Source organism: Sphingomonas sp. PvP018, from assembly GCF_017876865.1.
Classification (GTDB): domain Bacteria; phylum Pseudomonadota; class Alphaproteobacteria; order Sphingomonadales; family Sphingomonadaceae; genus Sphingomonas; species Sphingomonas aerolata.
In genome coordinates this window covers 2,143,657-2,160,000 of the sequence record NZ_JAGIOU010000001.1, presented here as the reverse complement: position 1 = coordinate 2,160,000, position 16,344 = coordinate 2,143,657, and the positions used below count along the sequence as shown (strand labels likewise).

Annotated in this window: 10 protein-coding genes, 1 tRNA gene and 2 rRNA genes; 6 read left to right on the top strand and 7 right to left on the bottom strand. The window is 65.9% G+C overall.

Features of this window, described 5'->3' with window-relative positions; all coding sequences use genetic code 11:
* Positions 1-37 precede the first annotated feature (37 nt).
* The 3 genes from J3A66_RS09440 (at position 38) to J3A66_RS09430 (ending at position 3,326) form a co-directional block, all read left to right on the top strand.
* Positions 38-2,834 (top strand): 23S ribosomal RNA (locus J3A66_RS09440).
* A 218-nt stretch (positions 2,835-3,052) separates the two neighbouring features.
* Positions 3,053-3,167, top strand: a 5S ribosomal RNA gene (gene rrf, locus J3A66_RS09435).
* An 82-nt stretch (positions 3,168-3,249) separates the two neighbouring features.
* A tRNA-Met gene (locus J3A66_RS09430) sits at positions 3,250-3,326 on the top strand.
* A gap of 656 nt (positions 3,327-3,982) precedes the next feature.
* Here the strand turns inward: J3A66_RS09430 and J3A66_RS09425 are convergent.
* The gene (locus J3A66_RS09425) at positions 3,983-6,991 is read right to left on the bottom strand and encodes a TonB-dependent receptor (protein WP_209568470.1); all 3,009 of its coding nucleotides are present in this window, start codon (positions 6,989-6,991) and stop codon (positions 3,983-3,985) included.
* A gap of 233 nt (positions 6,992-7,224) precedes the next feature.
* Between J3A66_RS09425 and J3A66_RS09420 the strand changes: the two genes are divergently transcribed.
* The 3 genes from J3A66_RS09420 to J3A66_RS09410 all read left to right on the top strand — a co-directional run bounded on the left by J3A66_RS09420 (position 7,225) and on the right by J3A66_RS09410 (position 10,420).
* Positions 7,225-7,764: a sigma-70 family RNA polymerase sigma factor gene (locus J3A66_RS09420; RefSeq protein WP_056408788.1), complete on the top strand. Its 540-nt coding sequence runs from the start codon at positions 7,225-7,227 to the stop codon at positions 7,762-7,764.
* Positions 7,761-8,735: a FecR domain-containing protein gene (locus tag J3A66_RS09415; RefSeq protein ID WP_209568468.1), complete on the top strand. Its 975-nt coding sequence runs from the start codon at positions 7,761-7,763 to the stop codon at positions 8,733-8,735. The genes J3A66_RS09420 and J3A66_RS09415 overlap by 4 nt, the downstream gene beginning before the upstream one ends.
* A gap of 125 nt (positions 8,736-8,860) precedes the next feature.
* Positions 8,861-10,420, top strand: a complete 1,560-nt coding sequence (locus J3A66_RS09410; RefSeq protein WP_209568458.1) for an alkaline phosphatase D family protein — start codon at positions 8,861-8,863, stop codon at positions 10,418-10,420.
* 27 nt (positions 10,421-10,447) lie between these two features.
* On the opposite strand, the gene J3A66_RS09405 is transcribed toward J3A66_RS09410, so the two are convergent.
* Genes J3A66_RS09405 through J3A66_RS09380 form a run of 6 tightly spaced genes read right to left on the bottom strand, consistent with a single transcriptional unit; the run spans position 10,448 to position 16,322 of the window.
* Positions 10,448-10,867 carry a Na+/H+ antiporter subunit G gene (locus tag J3A66_RS09405; RefSeq protein ID WP_209568456.1) on the bottom strand — a complete coding sequence of 140 codons (420 nt, stop codon included), beginning with the start codon at positions 10,865-10,867 and terminating at the stop codon, positions 10,448-10,450.
* Positions 10,864-11,133 (bottom strand): K+/H+ antiporter subunit F, encoded by a 270-nt coding sequence (locus J3A66_RS09400; RefSeq protein WP_037531531.1) that lies wholly within the window; start codon positions 11,131-11,133, stop codon positions 10,864-10,866. Before J3A66_RS09400 ends, J3A66_RS09405 begins: the two co-directional genes overlap by 4 nt.
* The gene (locus tag J3A66_RS09395; protein ID WP_209568454.1) at positions 11,130-11,621 is read right to left on the bottom strand and encodes a Na+/H+ antiporter subunit E; all 492 of its coding nucleotides are present in this window, start codon (positions 11,619-11,621) and stop codon (positions 11,130-11,132) included. Before J3A66_RS09395 ends, J3A66_RS09400 begins: the two co-directional genes overlap by 4 nt.
* The gene (locus tag J3A66_RS09390; protein WP_209568452.1) at positions 11,618-13,141 is read right to left on the bottom strand and encodes a monovalent cation/H+ antiporter subunit D; all 1,524 of its coding nucleotides are present in this window, start codon (positions 13,139-13,141) and stop codon (positions 11,618-11,620) included. The genes J3A66_RS09395 and J3A66_RS09390 overlap by 4 nt, the downstream gene beginning before the upstream one ends.
* Positions 13,138-13,494 carry a Na+/H+ antiporter subunit C gene (locus J3A66_RS09385; RefSeq protein ID WP_245337009.1) on the bottom strand — a complete coding sequence of 119 codons (357 nt, stop codon included), beginning with the start codon at positions 13,492-13,494 and terminating at the stop codon, positions 13,138-13,140. The genes J3A66_RS09390 and J3A66_RS09385 overlap by 4 nt, the downstream gene beginning before the upstream one ends.
* Positions 13,495-13,496: 2 nt before the next feature.
* Complete coding sequence (locus tag J3A66_RS09380) at positions 13,497-16,322, bottom strand: monovalent cation/H+ antiporter subunit A (protein ID WP_209568448.1); 2,826 nt, start codon at positions 16,320-16,322, stop codon at positions 13,497-13,499.
* Between the last annotated feature and the right edge of the window lie 22 nt (positions 16,323-16,344).

Here is a 16,344-nt window from a genome sequence, read left to right as displayed (position 1 = left end):
AAGGACACCCAGTGATGTCGTTGGTGGTGTGGACTCTCAAGCGTGAGGTAAGGGCAATTCGTGGATGCCTTGGCATGTACAGGCGATGAAGGACGTGGCACGCTGCGATAAGCGCGGGTGAGCTGTGAGCAAGCTTTGACCCCGCGATTTCCGAATGGGGAAACCCACCTATCCCGATTAATCCGAACTGTGTGGCAACGCACAGGTTGGGTTAATTAGGTTAGGTATCACTTAGCTGAATAAAATAGGCTTCGTGAAGCGAACCCGGCGAACTGAAACATCTCAGTAGCTGGAGGAAAAGACATCAACCGAGATTCCGTTAGTAGTGGCGAGCGAACGCGGACCAGGCCAGTGCCTGAATTTCAACTAGTAGAAGTCTCTGGAAAGTGACGCCATAGCGGGTGACAGCCCCGTATACGAAAGTGAGAATTCAGGACTCGAGTAGGGCGGAACACGTGAAATTCTGTCTGAACATGGGGGGACCACCCTCCAAGCCTAAATACTCGTACATGACCGATAGCGAACTAGTACCGTGAGGGAAAGGTGAAAAGCACCCCGATGAGGGGAGTGAAACAGTACCTGAAACGGATTGCCTACAAGCAGTTGGAGGGCTTTTATGGCCTGACAGCGTACCTCTTGCATAATGGGTCTGTGACTTAATGTATCAAGCAAGCTTAAGCCGATAGGTGTAGGCGCAGCGAAAGCGAGTCTGAATAGGGCGCCAGAGTTTGATGTATTAGACCCGAAACCCGGCGATCTAGGCATGACCAGGATGAAGGTGCAGTAACATGCACTGGAGGTCCGAACCGATTAACGTTGAAAAGTTACCGGATGAGTTGTGTTTAGGGGTGAAAGGCCAATCAAGCCGGGAAATAGCTGGTTCTCCGCGAAAACTATTGAGGTAGTGCCTCGCACGAACACCTTAGGGGGTAGAGCACTGGATGGGCTAGGGGGTCGCGAGATCTACCAAACCTAACCAAACTCCGAATACCTAAGAGTGATATGCGGGAGACAGACGGCGGGTGCTAAGGTCCGTCGTCAAAAGGGAAACAGCCCTGACCTACAGCTAAGGCCCCTAAATCGTATCTAAGTGGGAAAGCATGTGGGACTTCCAAAACAACCAGGAGGTTGGCTTAGAAGCAGCCATCCTTTAAAGAAAGCGTAACAGCTCACTGGTCTAAACAAGAGGTCCTGCGGCGAAGATGTAACGGGGCTCAAGATACGTGCCGAAGCTTAGGGTGTGCCACTTATGTGGTACGCGGTAGCGGAGCGTTCCGTAAGCCTGTGAAGCGATCTGGTAATGGGTCGTGGAGGTATCGGAAGTGCGAATGCAGACATGAGTAGCGATAAAGAGGGTGAGATGCCCTCTCGCCGAAAGACCAAGGGTTCCTGCGCAAGGCTAATCCGCGCAGGGTGAGCCGGCCCCTAAGACGAGCCCGAAGGGGGTAGTCGATGGGAACCACGTTAATATTCGTGGGCCTGGTGGTGTGTGACGGATCATGTGTGTTGTCATCCCTTATCGGATTGGGATGGCTTCGAAATGGTTCCAGGAAATAGCCCCACCGTATAGACCGTACCCGAAACCGACACAGGTGGTCAGGTAGAGTATACCAAGGCGCTTGAGAGAAGTGTCCTGAAGGAACTCGGCAAATTGCCTCCGTACCTTCGGAAGAAGGAGGCCCTCACTATGCGCAAGCACTTTGAGGGGGCACAGGCCAGGGGGTAGCGACTGTTTAGCAAAAACACAGGGCTCTGCTAAGTCGGCTTCAAGACGACGTATAGGGCCTGACGCCTGCCCGGTGCCTGAAGGTTAAGTGGAGGGGTGCAAGCTCTGAAATGAAGCCCAGGTAAACGGCGGCCGTAACTATAACGGTCCTAAGGTAGCGAAATTCCTTGTCGGGTAAGTTCCGACCTGCACGAATGGCGTAACGACTTCCCCACTGTCTCCAGGACATGCTCAGCGAAATTGAATTCTCCGTGAAGATGCGGAGTACCCGCGGTTAGACGGAAAGACCCCGTGCACCTTTACTGCAGCTTCAGAGTGGCATTAGGAAGAAACTGTGTAGCATAGGTGGGAGGCTTTGAAGCATCGGCGCCAGCTGATGTGGAGCCATAGGTGAAATACCACCCTGTTTGTTTCTGATGTCTAACCTCGTTCCGTAAGCCGGAACAGGGACCCTCTGTGGCGGGTAGTTTGACTGGGGCGGTCGCCTCCTAAAGAGTAACGGAGGCGCGCAATGGTGGGCTCAGGACGGTCGGAAACCGTCTGTTAGAGTGCAATGGCATAAGCCCGCCTGACTGCGAGACTGACAAGTCGAGCAGAGACGAAAGTCGGTCATAGTGATCCGGTGGTCCCTCGTGGAAGGGCCATCGCTCAACGGATAAAAGGTACGCCGGGGATAACAGGCTGATAACCCCCAAGAGCTCATATCGACGGGGTTGTTTGGCACCTCGATGTCGGCTCATCACATCCTGGGGCTGGAGCAGGTCCCAAGGGTTTGGCTGTTCGCCAATTAAAGTGGTACGTGAGCTGGGTTCAGAACGTCGCGAGACAGTTTGGTCCCTATCTGCCGTGGGCGTCGAAATTTGAGAGGAGTTGACCCTAGTACGAGAGGACCGGGTTGAACATACCTCTGGTGTACCAGTCGTTCTGCCAAGAGCGCAGCTGGGTAGCTATGTATGGACGGGATAACCGCTGAAAGCATCTAAGCGGGAAGCCTCCCTCGAGATAAGATTTCATAGAGCCGTCGGAGACCACGACGTTGATAGATCGGATGTAGAAGTGCGGTAACGCATGGAGCTAACCGATACTAATTGCTCTATTCGCGCTTGAGAGTCTCACACCATCAATGACAACACTGGGGTAACCCAGCGTCAGAGACGGTGCGGATGATTAAGACGACGCCAGATCGCCAATCCCCTCGCCGTCGAGGGATTGGTCACCACACTACAAACCTTGCACGGTATCGATTTTAAAACCCTCACCCAAGCTGCAAAGCCTAAGGTGAGGGACCCAGATATCACAGTGACGCATGTCGCACCGGCTCCATTGCCTGGTGGCTATAGCGTCGGTGTCCCACCCGATCCCATTCCGAACTCGGCCGTGAAACCCGCCTGCGCCAATGGTACTATCGCTCAAGCGATGGAAGAGTAGGTCGTCGCCAGGCATTGAAGCCCGTGCGACATGCATCACACGATATCAAAACCCATTCACAATCTCATCTACCCTTACGTCCCTAACCGGACCGTCGCGGGGTGGAGCAGCCCGGTAGCTCGTCAGGCTCATAACCTGAAGGTCACAGGTTCAAATCCTGTCCCCGCAACCAAATTACCTAAACTCATATACCGCACCCCGAAAGCGTCCGCTTCCGGGGGCTTTCTGCGTTCGCGGGCCAATGCACTGGTGAACCTCACCCCGAGGGGGCGCGTGAGCGTGTCAGCCGTTGGCGTCGTCGATGAGCCCGTGGATGCGCCCGAACGTCTGCGCGTAACGGGTGTCATCTTCGAGAGCACCGATCACCCGCTCGACCCTATGGCGCCAACAGCATGCCGATTAGGTGTTCAGCCGCGATCCTATGCCCGAGCGTGGTGCTTACGGCTCCGACCGAGGGCGCGATCGGCGCTGGGGGCACCGGGCACCGACAACGCCCGGTCGCTGGACCTCGTCATCGTGGGACGCCTTTCCTCGTGGGGGCCATCCCACACGGCTCGACAATCACACGCGGGATGTCGGGCGTGCCGGCAGCGGCGGTGGTCTAAGACGCGTGTCCGCTGCTTCGGACGTCGTGCTGGAATGCGGGGCGATCGATGCCCGTCCCCGACATCGCGGGGGGCGTATGGCCACACGGGCCGAGATTAGTCGTCGGTATCGGTCAATCGACTGCGCCCGGGCGCAGCGGCCGCCCCCGACGGGTGAGGGGACGACACGAGTGTGTTGCGAGGGGCAGGCCGGCCCATGGCCCGCCTGCCCCTGCGTCCTGGTTCAGAAGCGCATCGTCCCGCCGAACGCGACGGTCCGGCCGCTGACCGTATTGGTCATCACCCGCTTGGCGGTACCGTCGGCATATTGGACGATCGGCTCGTCGGTAATGTTGATCACGTCGAGCGTCAGCTTGAACCGCGGCGTCAGATTGACATAGGCCGAGGCGTCGAGGTTCGTGGTGCCCTTGATATACTCGCCGATATTGCCGTTGCCGCCATCGCCCCAGCGATAGCGCGAGCGCGTCGCGATCGAGCCGCGTGCGCCCCAGCGATCGGTGTCGTAATAGAGCGTCGCGTTCGACGAGAATTTCGACAGCGTCGGCAGCGGCAGGCGGACCGGCACGCCCGCATAGAAGACGTCGGTCGACCCGCTGGCGACCGTGACGTTGCCGAGTATGCCGAGCTTGTCGAACGGCGCGGGCAGGAAGTCGAAGTCGCGCTTTGCGGCGACCTCGATCCCCTTGATCGACGCGCCGGGGCCGTTGATCGGGCGCGTGTAGTTCACCAGCACCGCAGGGTCGACGCCGACGGGCAACAGCGCCGCCGGATAGCCGGTCGAGGCATAGGACACGAGCCGCGTCTCCGACGTGATGTACGAGTCCATGTGCTTGTAAAAGGCACCGATCGCGAGCGATCCGCGCGTGCCGTCATAATATTCGAGCGACGTCTCGATCGAATCGGCGATGAACGGCTTCAGATTGGGGTTGCCGGCCGCGATCGTGCCGCCGAACGAGGCGAGGTTGAGCGTCCCGGCCGCGCGCATGTCGCTGAGCGCCGGGCGGCTCAGATTGCGATTGCCGCTCAGCCGGAAGACGATCGACCGGCTGAGGTCGAAGGCAAGGTTCGCCGCGGGCAGGAAACCATCATAGCGGTTGGTCACGCTGACCGGGACGAGTGCGCTGCCGACCAGCGCGGTCCCCGCGGATCCCAGATCGGTATGGTAATAGCGCACGCCGACATTGGCGCGCAGGCCGATCGCGCCGAGCCGGGTGGCGAGGTCATATTGCAGATAGGCGCCATAGGTCCGTTCGGTCAGGTCATAGGCGGTGCCCGCGACGGTGCTGTTCGCGTCGACGGTCATGCTCTGACCGAGCAGCGCATAGGTGCCGGCGACGTCGCCGATGACATAAGGGGCGAGCGTGCTGTCGGTCAGGACGCTGGTCGGGACGTCGGGCACGCCCGGCTTGTTCTCGTAGCTGGGCGCGACCTTGCGCTGCCAGCCGCCATTGGTGAAGCGCTTGAACCCCGCACCCGCCTTGATCGTCGACCCCGTGGCGACGGTCCAGGCAAGCTCGGCCTTGCTGTTGTAGAATTCGCTTTCGATCCGGTCGGCGCGGGTCTCAAGGCCCTGCAGGTCCCATTGCGATGCGTCGGTGGTGTCGAAGCCATAGTCGGTCCGCGGCGAGGCGGTGTTCAGACCCGAAAAGGAATAGCTCTTGCCGACCGCCTCGAGATAGACCTGGGCATAGCGCGACGCGAAGGTCGATCGCGACCAGCCGCCCAGGACGTTGAGCGTCAGGTTGCTGGCGAGATCGGTATGCGCGTTGAGCGCGGCCTGCCAGAAGGTCGTCTGGTCATGCGTCACCTTGGATTCGGTGCGCATGTCGACACGGTCGAACGACGCGCCGACGATGTCGTTGAAATCGTCGAAGGTGACGCCGGTCAGCAGCTGCGTGCCCGTGACGTTGTTCGCGGCGACGCCGTTGGTCCCCGCGGCGCCGATCACGCCCGAGCGCCGGTCGTTGTTCAGCCGGCCATAGAGCAGGTCGAGCGAGACATCGGTGCGGTCGTCGGGATGATATTGCAGCGCGGTGGTGACGCCGAGCCGTTCGCGCTTGTTGAAGAACGTGGCGTAAGTCTGCGCACGGCTGTTCCAGACGCGCGCGGCACCCGTCGCGCCGACCAGGAGCGCGCGGTCCGCCGCGGACACGGCGGGCCCGACATTGGCCGCACCGAAATTGATCTGCGACCAGTTCCAGTTGCGATAGCCGAATTCGACGGTCTCGGCGGTGCTGTACGCGACCGAGGCGAGGACACCGAAATCCCCCCAGCGATCGGATATCAGCCCGACGAGGCGCGGTGTGACCGTCTTGGTATATTGGTTCGCCTGGCCGCGGGCAGACGCGACGACGGTGAGCCCGTCATAGTCGAACGGCTTGGCGGTGTGCAGCCCGACCGTGCCGCCGATGCCGCCCTCGTCCTGCTGCGCCGCATAGGATTTCTCGACGACCACCTTGTTGAACAGCTCGGACGCGAAGATGCTGTAGTCGAACGCGCGCGACCGGCTGACCGACGAGCGGCTGTCGAGCCCCGACGAGGTATTGGTGAGCACCTCCATGCCGTTCAGCTGCGTGCGGGTGAAATCCGCGCCAAGGCCGCGTAGCGAGATCTGCCGACCCTCACCGCTGTCGCGGGTGATTGCGACGCCGGGGATGCGCTGGAGCGCCTCGGCGAGGTTCTGGTCGGGAAACGCGGCGATGTCCTGCGCTAGGATCACCTCCTGCGACCCGGTTGCGGCCTTCTTGATCTGCTGCGCCTTGGCGACGCTCTGGCGGTAGCCCCGGACGACGATGTCGGCACCGTCATCGGCCAAGGGCTCAGGCTGCGCGGCCTGCGCGATTCCCTGGGCTTCGGTCCCGCCGGGCGCCGCGGCAGGAGCGTATGCCGTCGTCACCGGCCCCATGTGCCGCGCGACGGTGACCGTACCGCCGACGATCCTGCCGTCGACCGCGCTGCCCGCGGTGATCCGCGCGAGTGCCTGTTCCGCAGTCATCCGCCCGCGCAGGCGCTGGCTGCGCACGCCCTGCAGCAGTGACGGCGACGTCGCGAGCTGCAGCCCGGTCAGGCGCGAGAAGGCGAGGAGCGCGTCGGCGAGACCCTGTGCGGGAACGTCGAAGCTGAACTGGCGTGGTGCCGGTGGTGCGGTCTGCGCAATCGCAGGCGCGCAGACGAGGCCGGACAGTGCGACGGACGCAAGCAGACGCCGCGCCAGACGAATTCTATGAAACATGATTTCCCCCCGAGATGGTTCGAGGGCAAGACGGGCAGGCGCCCGGAAACCCGACAAAGTATTTGGTTTCAGTTATATGACAGCGAAGTCTCCTGCAGGTCGGTGTTTATACTGACGGTGGCGCTGCGCAATTTGGGGGATCGGGCAGCGCCCGCGCGAACTCCTTGTCGCACCCTCTCCGAAATTGTCACAAACGCGGCCTAGGTCGCCGGGATCAACAACCCGGACGAGCCATGCCAGCGACGCTTCCCCAGATCGACACCCGCGCGGGCGAGCCCGCGGTCGAGGACTGGCGCGCGATCGCGGCGACGCTGAGCCGCTATGTCCGCGCGCGCACCAGCCGCGTCGATGTCGTCGAGGACGTCGTGCAGGAGACGCTGTCGCGGCTGGTGCACCAGGGGCGCGTGCAGAAGCTGGTCAGCATCTATGCGCTGGGCTTCCGGATCGCCGCGAACCTGCTGGTCGACCATCATCGCAGGGACCGCCGCTATGTCGCCGAACGCGCGGAGGAGCCCGTCAGCCAGGCGCCCCTGCCGGACCGGGTGCTGGTCGGCCGTGAGGCGGTCGCGATCCTCCGGGAGGCGCTCGACGCCATGCCGCCGCTGCGCCGCGACGTGCTTGTCCGCCGGCGTTTGCAGGGGCAAAGCTGTGCGGCGATAGCGAGGGATCTGGGGTTGAGCCCGAAGGCAGTCGAGAAACACATCACCCGCGGCCTGGCAGACCTTCACAAGGCGATGCCGGGAGAGGCGATCGCGTGCGGGCGCGGGCGATGAGCCGCGAGAGCCAGATCGCCGAGGATGCCGCCGCGTGGATCGACCGGCTCAACCAGCCGGCGTTCGATGCCGCGGCGGGGCCGGACTTCGATGCGTGGATGGCGGCGTCGCCGCGGCACCGTGCGGTCTTCGCCGAGATGCAGGCGCTCTGGCAATCGGAAGCGCTGGTCGAGGCGCTCGGGACCGCGGCGTGCGCCCCTGCGGCCGCGATCCCGCCGGCCCCGCGGGTCGATCGCGCGCGTCGCGGTCGGCGATCGGCGCCGCGGCTGGCCGCTGCTGCCTGCGCGATACTGGTTGCGATTCTCCTGCTCGTGCCGATGCTGGCGACGACGCGCTATCGCACCGGCCCTGGCGAGAGCCGCACCGTCGTGCTCGCGGACGGGTCGCGCGTCGACCTGAGCGGCGACACCGAGCTGCGCGTGCGGATCCTGCCGTGGCACCGCGGTGCCGAGCTCGTTCGCGGCGAGGCCTATTTCGACATTCACCACGAACGCAGCCGGATGTTCCGGGTCGCGAGCGGCACCACGTCCGTCCGCGTGCTCGGCACCGCGTTCAACGTCGATCGCCAGTCGCCGACGCGGACCGCCGTGGTCGTCTACCGCGGTGCGGTCGAGGTCGGCGTCGCCGGGGAAGCGGATCTGGTGCTGCACAAGGGCGACGGCGCACGCGTCGTCGACGGGCAGGTCACGGCGCAACCGCGCATCGCGGCGAGCGCGCCCGAGTGGAAGTCGGGGTGGTTCGAGGCGTCCGACGTTCCGCTCGCGGTGCTGATCGGCAAGGTTCAACGTTACTCGGCGCGGCCGATCCTGTTGGAGGATCGCCGCCTGCAGGCGCTTCCGATCAGCGGCCGCTTTCATATTTCCGATACCGACCGCGCATTGCAGGCGGTGCAGGCGGCCTATCAGGTCGATGTCGCTTACGGGAAAGACGCGATCGCCATCCGCCCGGCGGGCGGGCCCGGAAATCCCTAGGATCGCCACCGCCCGCTCTTTTGTTTGTCGGGTTTTGCCCGGCTGCTCCGTCTTTCCGGCATAGCAGGTCGCGCTGCGACGCCGGTCGGGCGCTGCAGGCGGGCGCTGCCGCAGGGAGTGTCCTTATGGCTCAGTTCGATCGCCGCAATCTGGTCAAGGCCGGCCTCTCGCTCGCGGTGCTGGGCGGGGCCGGGGCGCCGCGGCTGCTGGCGAAGGCGACGTTCACGCGCGATCCGTTCACGCTCGGTGTCGCGTCGGGGGATCCCTGGCCCGACGGGTTCGTGATCTGGACCCGGCTGGCGCCCGAGCCGCAGACCCCGGACGGCGGCATGCCGCCGCATGATGTTCCGGTCCGCTGGGACATCGCCGAGGACTCGGGTTTCCGCAAGATCGTCCGGACGGGCGCGGCGGTCGCCGACGCGGCGCTCGCGCATTCGGTTCATGTCGAGGTCGACGGGCTGCGATCGCATCGGCCCTATTGGTATCGCTTCCTCGTCGAGGGTGCCGGATCGAGCCCGGTGGGGACCGCGCGCACCGCGCCCGCGGCGGGCGCGTCGCTCGCCCGGCTGCGGCTGGCGATGCTGGGGTGCCAGGATTTCGAGACGGGCTTCTTCACTGCCTATGCGCATGTCGCGCGCGAGCCCGATCTCGACGCGGTCTTCCATTATGGCGACTATATCTACGAGATGGCGACCCGGGCCGAGCCCAGTCCGCGCAAGCACCTCGGCGCCGAGACCTATACGCTCGACCAGTATCGCCGCCGCTATGCGCAGTACAAGGCGGATCCCGACCTGCAGGCGGCGCATGCGGCGGTCGCGTTCATCATGTCGTTCGACGATCACGAGATCGACGACAATTGGGCGGGCGAATTCGACAAGGACGGCAACCCGCCGCCGGTGTTCGCCGCGCGCAAGGCCGCGGCGTTGCAGGCCTGGTACGAGCATGTCCCCGTCCGTCGCGCGCAACGGCCCGGGACCGGGCGCGCCTATCGCCGGTTCGATTACGGCACGCTGGCGCGGATGCACGTGCTCGACACGCGCTCGGCCCGCAGCGACCAGCTCTGCGAGCGGCCCGGGATCGCGCGGGGCGAACTCGACGCCTGCGTGCCCGTCGACCAACCGGGGCGCACGATGCTGGGGGCCGCGCAGGAGCGCTGGCTCGACGACGGGCTCGCCAATGACGCCCGTTGGAACTTCATCGCGCAACAGGTGCTGTTCATGCCCTATGACGCGCGCAAGGACGGCGCGACGACGCCGGTGGTCGGCAAGGATAATTGGAATGGCTATCCGCTGGCGCGGCAGCGGCTCGTCGACGGCATCGCGCGGCGCGGGCTGACCAATGTCGTGATCGGCAGCGGCGACCTGCACCAGAATGTCGTCGGCTCGGTCCCGCGCGACGCGAACGACCTTGGCGGCCCCGCGATCGCGACCGAGTTTCTCGCGACCTCGATCTCGTCGGGCGGCACCGGCGGTGCGCGCTATGCGGGCGAGACGCGCGCGCTCGACCATAATCCGAACGTCAGCCTGCTCAACAACCAGCGCGGCTATCAGCTGTTCACCGTGACGCCGGACCGCTGGCTTGCCGAGGTGAAGGTGATGGATCAGGTCGATCGGCCGGGCGGGTCGATCTCCACTTTCGCCAAGTTCGTGGTGGATCCGAAACGGCCCGGGCCACAGCCGGCCTGACGCGGCTGCGCGACCCCGTGCGGACGCTCAGTGGTTTTCGATCGAGGCCTGCGTGTCGGTATGCGGCGCCTCGAACGTCGCCCATTCGCCTTCGCCATCCGGGTCGGGCCGGGGCGGCGGCCCCGCAATGCCGTCGTGATCGGGGCGGTCGCCGGTACGCGCACGGTGGAGATGGACCTTGGCGATCATGTTCGCCGAAATTGGCGCGGTGATGAACAGGAACAGCGAGATCAGCAGCTCGTGCGCGGTCCAGACGCCGAGCCGGACCTGGAAGAACACGACCGACGCCAGCAACAGCCCGCCAAGCCCGAGCGTCGTCGCCTTGGTCGGGCCGTGCAGCCGCTCCATCGTCGAGGGGAGGCGGACCAGCCCCCAGCTGCCGATCAGCACGAATGCCGCGCCGAGCAGGATCAGCCCGGCGATGACGATCTCGACGATGCCGCTCATTCGACGATGTCCCCGCGCAGGAGGAACTTGCAATAGGCGATGGTGCTGACGAACCCGACCATCGCCAGCAGCAGCGCGGCTTCGAAATAGGTGTCGTTGCCGCCCATCATGCCGATCACGACGATTACCGCGATGACGTTGATCACCATCGTGTCGAGCGCGAGGATCCGGTCGGCGAGCGCGGGCCCGCGGTACAGCCGCCAGCCGTTGAGCAGCAGCGCGAGCGCGATGGCGATGGCGGCGATCTGCAAGGCTATGGCGATCATGCGAAGATCCTTAGCAGCGGCGCCTCGTAGCGGGTCTTGATCCGCGCGATCTCGGCGGCCGCGTCCGCGACGTCGAGCGCGTGGACCAGCAGAAAGCGCCCGTCGGCGGAGACGTCGGACGAGACCGTCCCCGGCGTCAGGCTGATCGTCGCGGCGAGCACGGTGATCGCCTCGGGCGACGACAGCGCGACGGGCACGACCAGCCAGCGCGAGCGGAGATCGCGGTTGCGCCGGAACAGGATCAGCCGCGCGACCTCGAAATTGGCGACGACGATGTCGTACAGCACGAGGCCGACATAGCCGAGCAGCGCGCGGCCGAAGCGGACGCGGGGGCGATCGGGCCAGAAGGGCTCGGTGAACTTGGGCAGGACGATCCCGAAGACCAAGCCGAGCAGGATCCCGCCGACCGTGATGCTGTTCGCCATCAGCAGCCAGACGACGACCAGCATCGCGGTCAGCGCGGGTTGGGGGAGGAGGCGCTTGATCATCGCGTCGCCTCCGTCAGGACCGCCGCGGCATAGTGATCGGGGGCATAGATCTGCGCGGCGGTCGCCTGTACCTGCGCGGTCGCCCAGCCGGCACCGAGCGTCAGCAGCGCGAGCAGCACGAGCAGCGTCGCGGGCGCGATCAGTTCGGCGCGCGACCGGTCCGCGCCCGCGATCGGGTCGGCATCGTCGGCCGCCTTCCAGAACAGCGTGCTGCCGCTGCGGGCAAAGCCGACTACGCCGATCAGCGTGGTGCCCAGCACAGTCGCCCAGATCAGCGGCCATGGCTCGGCCGTGACGCTGGTCTGGAGGATGAACAGCTTGGCGACGAACCCCGACAGCGGCGGCAGGCCGACCGCGGCGATCGTCGCGGCGAGGAACAGCAGCCCGGTCGCCTGCTGGCCCGCGAAGCGCGGACTGGGGACGATCGCGTCGCCATATTGGCCGCGCCGGCGCAGCGTCACGTCCGCGACGAGGAACAGCGCCGCGCCCGCCAGCGTCGCGTGGACGAGATAGAACAACGCGGCGGCGGTCGTCGCCTGCGTCCAGCACGCTACCGCGAGCAGCAGCGTCCCGGTCGAACCGAGGATCGCGAACGCCGCCTGTTCACGCATCGCGCGCGCCGCCAGCACGCCGACGAAGCCGGTGATCGCGGTCAGCACGGCGGCGGGCAGCAGCCAGGGCGCCGGCACCCAGGCGGCGGCGCCCGCGGCATCCCCAAAGATCAGCGGCACGACCCGGATCATCGCATAGACGCCGACCTTGGTCATGATCGCGAACAGCGCGGCGACGACCGGCGCGGTCGCGGCATAGGTGCGCGGCAGCCACAGATGCAGCGGCACGACCGCCGCCTTCAGCGCGAACACCGCGAGCAGCAACAGCCCGGCGAGCCGGATCAGCCCCTGGTCGGCCGCGCCCAGTGCGGCGATGCGCTGGCCGAGATCGGCCATGTTGAGCGTGCCGGTCAGCCCGTAGAGCAGCCCCAGCGCGATCAGGAACAGCGCCGAGCCGACGATGTTGACGACGACATAGGCGACCCCCGCCTTCAGCCGCGCCGCCCCCTGGCCGTGGAGCATCAGCCCGTAGGAGGCGATCAGCAGCACCTCGAAGAACACGAACAGGTTGAACAGGTCCCCGGTCAGGAACGCACCGTTCAGCCCGAGCAGCTGGAACTGGAACAGGGGATGGAAATGCCAGCCCTTGCGGTCGACCGCGGTGACAACCGCATGGAGCATCACCACCAGCGCCAGCACCGCCGCGAGCACCAGCATCATGGCGGACAGCCGGTCGAGCACCAGCACGATCCCGAACGGGGCCGGCCAGCCGCCGAGCGGATAGGCGCGGATCGCATCGTCCTGCGCGATGCCGAACAGCGCGAGCGCGACGACCAGCATCGCGACGCATCCGGCAAGCGACAGCGCGACGCCGACATGGCGCCGCCGCCGCATCACCATCAGCGTCAGCGGCGCGATGATCGCCGGGATCACGACCGGCGCGATCACGAGATGGTCGAGCAGCGTCATGCGCGATCCTCTTCCGGGCCGGGGACGGCGTCGGCGATGCCGTCGACCTGGTCCGATCCGCTTTCGAGGAAACTGCGCAGCGACAGGATGACGACCAGCGCGGTCATCCCGAAGGTGATCACGATCGCGGTCAGCACCAGCGCCTGGGGCAGCGGATCGGCATAGTCGGTCACGCCCTTGGCGAACAGAGGCGGGCGGTCGACGACGAGCCGGCCGATCGCGAACAGGAACAGGTTCACGGCGTAGGACAGCAAGGTCAGCCCGAGCACGACCTGAAAGGTGCGCCCGCGCAGCGCGAGATACACACCGCCCGCGGTCAGCACCGCGATTCCGCTGGCGATCAGGAATTCCAGACTCATGCCGAGGTGTCCTCTTCGGCCTGATCGCGGCTGCGCGCCGCGCGCTGCGCGACGTGGCTGAGCTGGGCGAGCGCCATCATCACCGCGCCGACGACGACGCAGGCGACGCCCGTGTCGAAGAACATCGCGGTCGCGAGTTCTACTTCGCCGACCAGCGGAATGTGGAAATAGCCGAAGCTGCTCGTCAGGAACCGCGCGCCGAACACGAGCGAGCCGAGCCCCGTCGCGGTCGCGATCAGCACGCCGACCGCGATCAGCGGATGTTCGCCGATACGGCGGCGGTCGTCGGTCCAGTCGAAGCCCGAGGCGAGATATTGCAGCAGGATCGCAATCGAGATGACCAGCGCGGCGATGAATCCGCCGCCGGGCTGGTTATGCCCGCGCAGGAAGATGTAGAGGCCGACCAGCAGCGCGAGGGGCAGCAGCAGCCGCGTCGCCATCACGAACATCATTGGGTGGCGCTCGGGCGAATGCGGCATGTCGTGCCGCCATTCGCGCAGCCGCCGCCCCGCCGTGCCGCGCGCCGCGGGCTCGAGCAGCGCATAGATGGCCAGCCCGGCGATCCCGAGCACGATGATCTCGCCGAGCGTGTCGAACGCGCGGAAGTCGACCAGGGTCACGTTGACGACATTGGTCCCGCCGCCGCCCGGATAGCTGTTCGCCCAGTGGAAGGACGAGACCGTGTCGCGCAGGTCGCGGGTCATCACCGCCCAGGCCGCCCAGCCGGTGCCGATCCCGGCGACCGCCGCCAGCAGCGCATCGCGGCTGCGGCGCGGCAGGCTCGAGAGTTTCGGCGGAACCTTGGGCAGCAGGTGCAGCGCGAGCAGCATCAGCAGGATCGTCACGACCTCGACCGCGATCTGGGTCAGCGCGAGGTCGGGGGCGGAGAGGTGGACGAAGGCGAGCGCGATGACGAGGCCGATGACACTGATGAAGACCAGCGCGAGGAAGCGCTGACGCTGCATCACCACGACGATGCCGGTCGCGACGACCAGCGCGAACCAGGCGACGACCGCGACCGGCGACGCGGGCAGCGTCGCGCGCGTCCCCGCGGGCAGCCCGCCGGGCGTCAGCGCGGCGTCGATCCCGAACAGCACCGCCACCGCGAACAGCATGAACAGATAGCGTTGCAGCGACGGCGCGTGAATCGCGAGCGAGGCATCGCGGCTGCGCGCGACGATCGCCGCCATCGCGCCATCGAACAGCCGCTTGGCATCGAGCGTCCGCCGCCCGTCCAGCCAGCGCGCGGCCGGCGCGCGGCGCCACAGCAGCAGCGCACCGATCACCACCGCGAGCGCGCTCATCCCCAGGGCGGGGTTGATCCCGTGCCACAGCGCCAGATCCAGCGCGGGCGGGCTGCCTCCGATCACCGCCCCCGTCGCGGCGCGCACCAGCGGCCCGGCGATCGTCATCGGCAACAGCCCGAAACCGAGCGCGACGAGCACGAGCACGATCGACGGTCCGATCATCGCCATCCCGGGATCGTGCGGCGCGGCGACATCCCCCGTCGCGCGAGGCCCGAAAAACTGTGCGGTGGCGTAGCGCAGGGAATAGGCGACCGACAGCGTCGCCGCGATCGTCGCGAGCAGCGGGACGAGCCAGGACCGGCCATCGTGCGCGGCATGCAGGCTCTGTTCGAGCATCATTTCCTTGGAGATGAACCCGCCGAGCGGTGGCAGCCCCGCCATCGCCGCGACTGCCAGCGTGCCGAGCGTCGCGGTCAGCGGCATCAGCGCGGCGAGCCCGTTGAGGCGACGGATGTCGCGCGTCCCCGTCTCGTGATCGACGATGCCCGCGTTCATGAACAGCGCCGCCTTGAACGCGGCGTGGTTGAGGATGTGGAACACCGCCGCCGCGGCCGCCGCGGGCGTGCCGAAACCGAGCAGCATCACCATCAGCCCGAGCTGGCTGATCGTCGAATAGGCGAGGATCGCCTTCAGATCGTTGCGGAACAGCGCGACGCCCGCGCCGAACAGCATCGTCACGAGGCCGGTCGAGGCGACCAGATAGAACCACAAGTCGCTGCCCGCGAGTACCGGCCACAGCCGGGCGAGCAGGAAGACGCCCGCCTTCACCATCGTCGCGGAATGGAGATAGGCGCTGACCGGCGTCGGCGCCGCCATCGCGTGCGGCAGCCAGAAATGGAACGGGAACTGCGCCGATTTGGTGAACGCGCCGAGCAGGACGAGCGTCAGGATCGCAGGATAGAGCGGCGACTCCTTGACGACGGCGCCGCGCGTCAGGATCGTCGCGAGCTCATAGGATCCCGCCGCCTGGCCGAGCAACAGCATCCCCGCGATCAGCGCAAGCCCGCCGCCGCCCGTCACCGCCAGCGCCATCCGCGCGCCCTGCCGCGCGTCGGCCCGGTCGCGCCAGAAGCCGATCAGCAGGAACGACGACAGGCTGGTCAGTTCCCAGAATATCAGCATCAGCAATATGTTGTTCGACAGCGCGATGCCGATCATCGCGCCCTGGAACAGCATCAGGAACGACAGGAACCGCCCGGTCGGCTCGGCCTTGGCGAGATAGCCCTGCGCATAGATCACGACGAGCAGGCCGATGCCCAGGATCAGCCCGGCGAACAGCAGCCCGAGCGGATCAAGCCACAGGCTGAGATCGAGCCCGAGCGCCGGGATCCACGCGATCCGCGCGGCCAGCGGGGTTCCCGCAAGGACCGCGGGCGCGGCCAGAAGCAGCAGTGCGAGCCCCGCCGCGCTCGCACCGGCGGCGATCCCGACATGCATGCGACGGCCGCCACGTGCGCCGAGCGCCAGCATCAGCGCCGCCGCGAACGGCAGCACCATCAGGAGCATCAGGGGCATGGCAGATCGTTTCCCGGCGACG

Coding starts and splice junctions, on each gene's coding strand:
- J3A66_RS09425 (WP_209568470.1), bottom strand. CDS start 6,991: ATGTTTCATAGAATTCGTCTGGCGCGGCGTCTGCTTGCGTCCGTCGCA.
- J3A66_RS09420 (WP_056408788.1), top strand. CDS start 7,225: ATGCCAGCGACGCTTCCCCAGATCGACACCCGCGCGGGCGAGCCCGCG.
- J3A66_RS09415 (WP_209568468.1), top strand. CDS start 7,761: ATGAGCCGCGAGAGCCAGATCGCCGAGGATGCCGCCGCGTGGATCGAC.
- J3A66_RS09410 (WP_209568458.1), top strand. CDS start 8,861: ATGGCTCAGTTCGATCGCCGCAATCTGGTCAAGGCCGGCCTCTCGCTC.
- J3A66_RS09405 (WP_209568456.1), bottom strand. CDS start 10,867: ATGAGCGGCATCGTCGAGATCGTCATCGCCGGGCTGATCCTGCTCGGC.
- J3A66_RS09400 (WP_037531531.1), bottom strand. CDS start 11,133: ATGATCGCCATAGCCTTGCAGATCGCCGCCATCGCCATCGCGCTCGCG.
- J3A66_RS09395 (WP_209568454.1), bottom strand. CDS start 11,621: ATGATCAAGCGCCTCCTCCCCCAACCCGCGCTGACCGCGATGCTGGTC.
- J3A66_RS09390 (WP_209568452.1), bottom strand. CDS start 13,141: ATGACGCTGCTCGACCATCTCGTGATCGCGCCGGTCGTGATCCCGGCG.
- J3A66_RS09380 (WP_209568448.1), bottom strand. CDS start 16,322: ATGCCCCTGATGCTCCTGATGGTGCTGCCGTTCGCGGCGGCGCTGATG.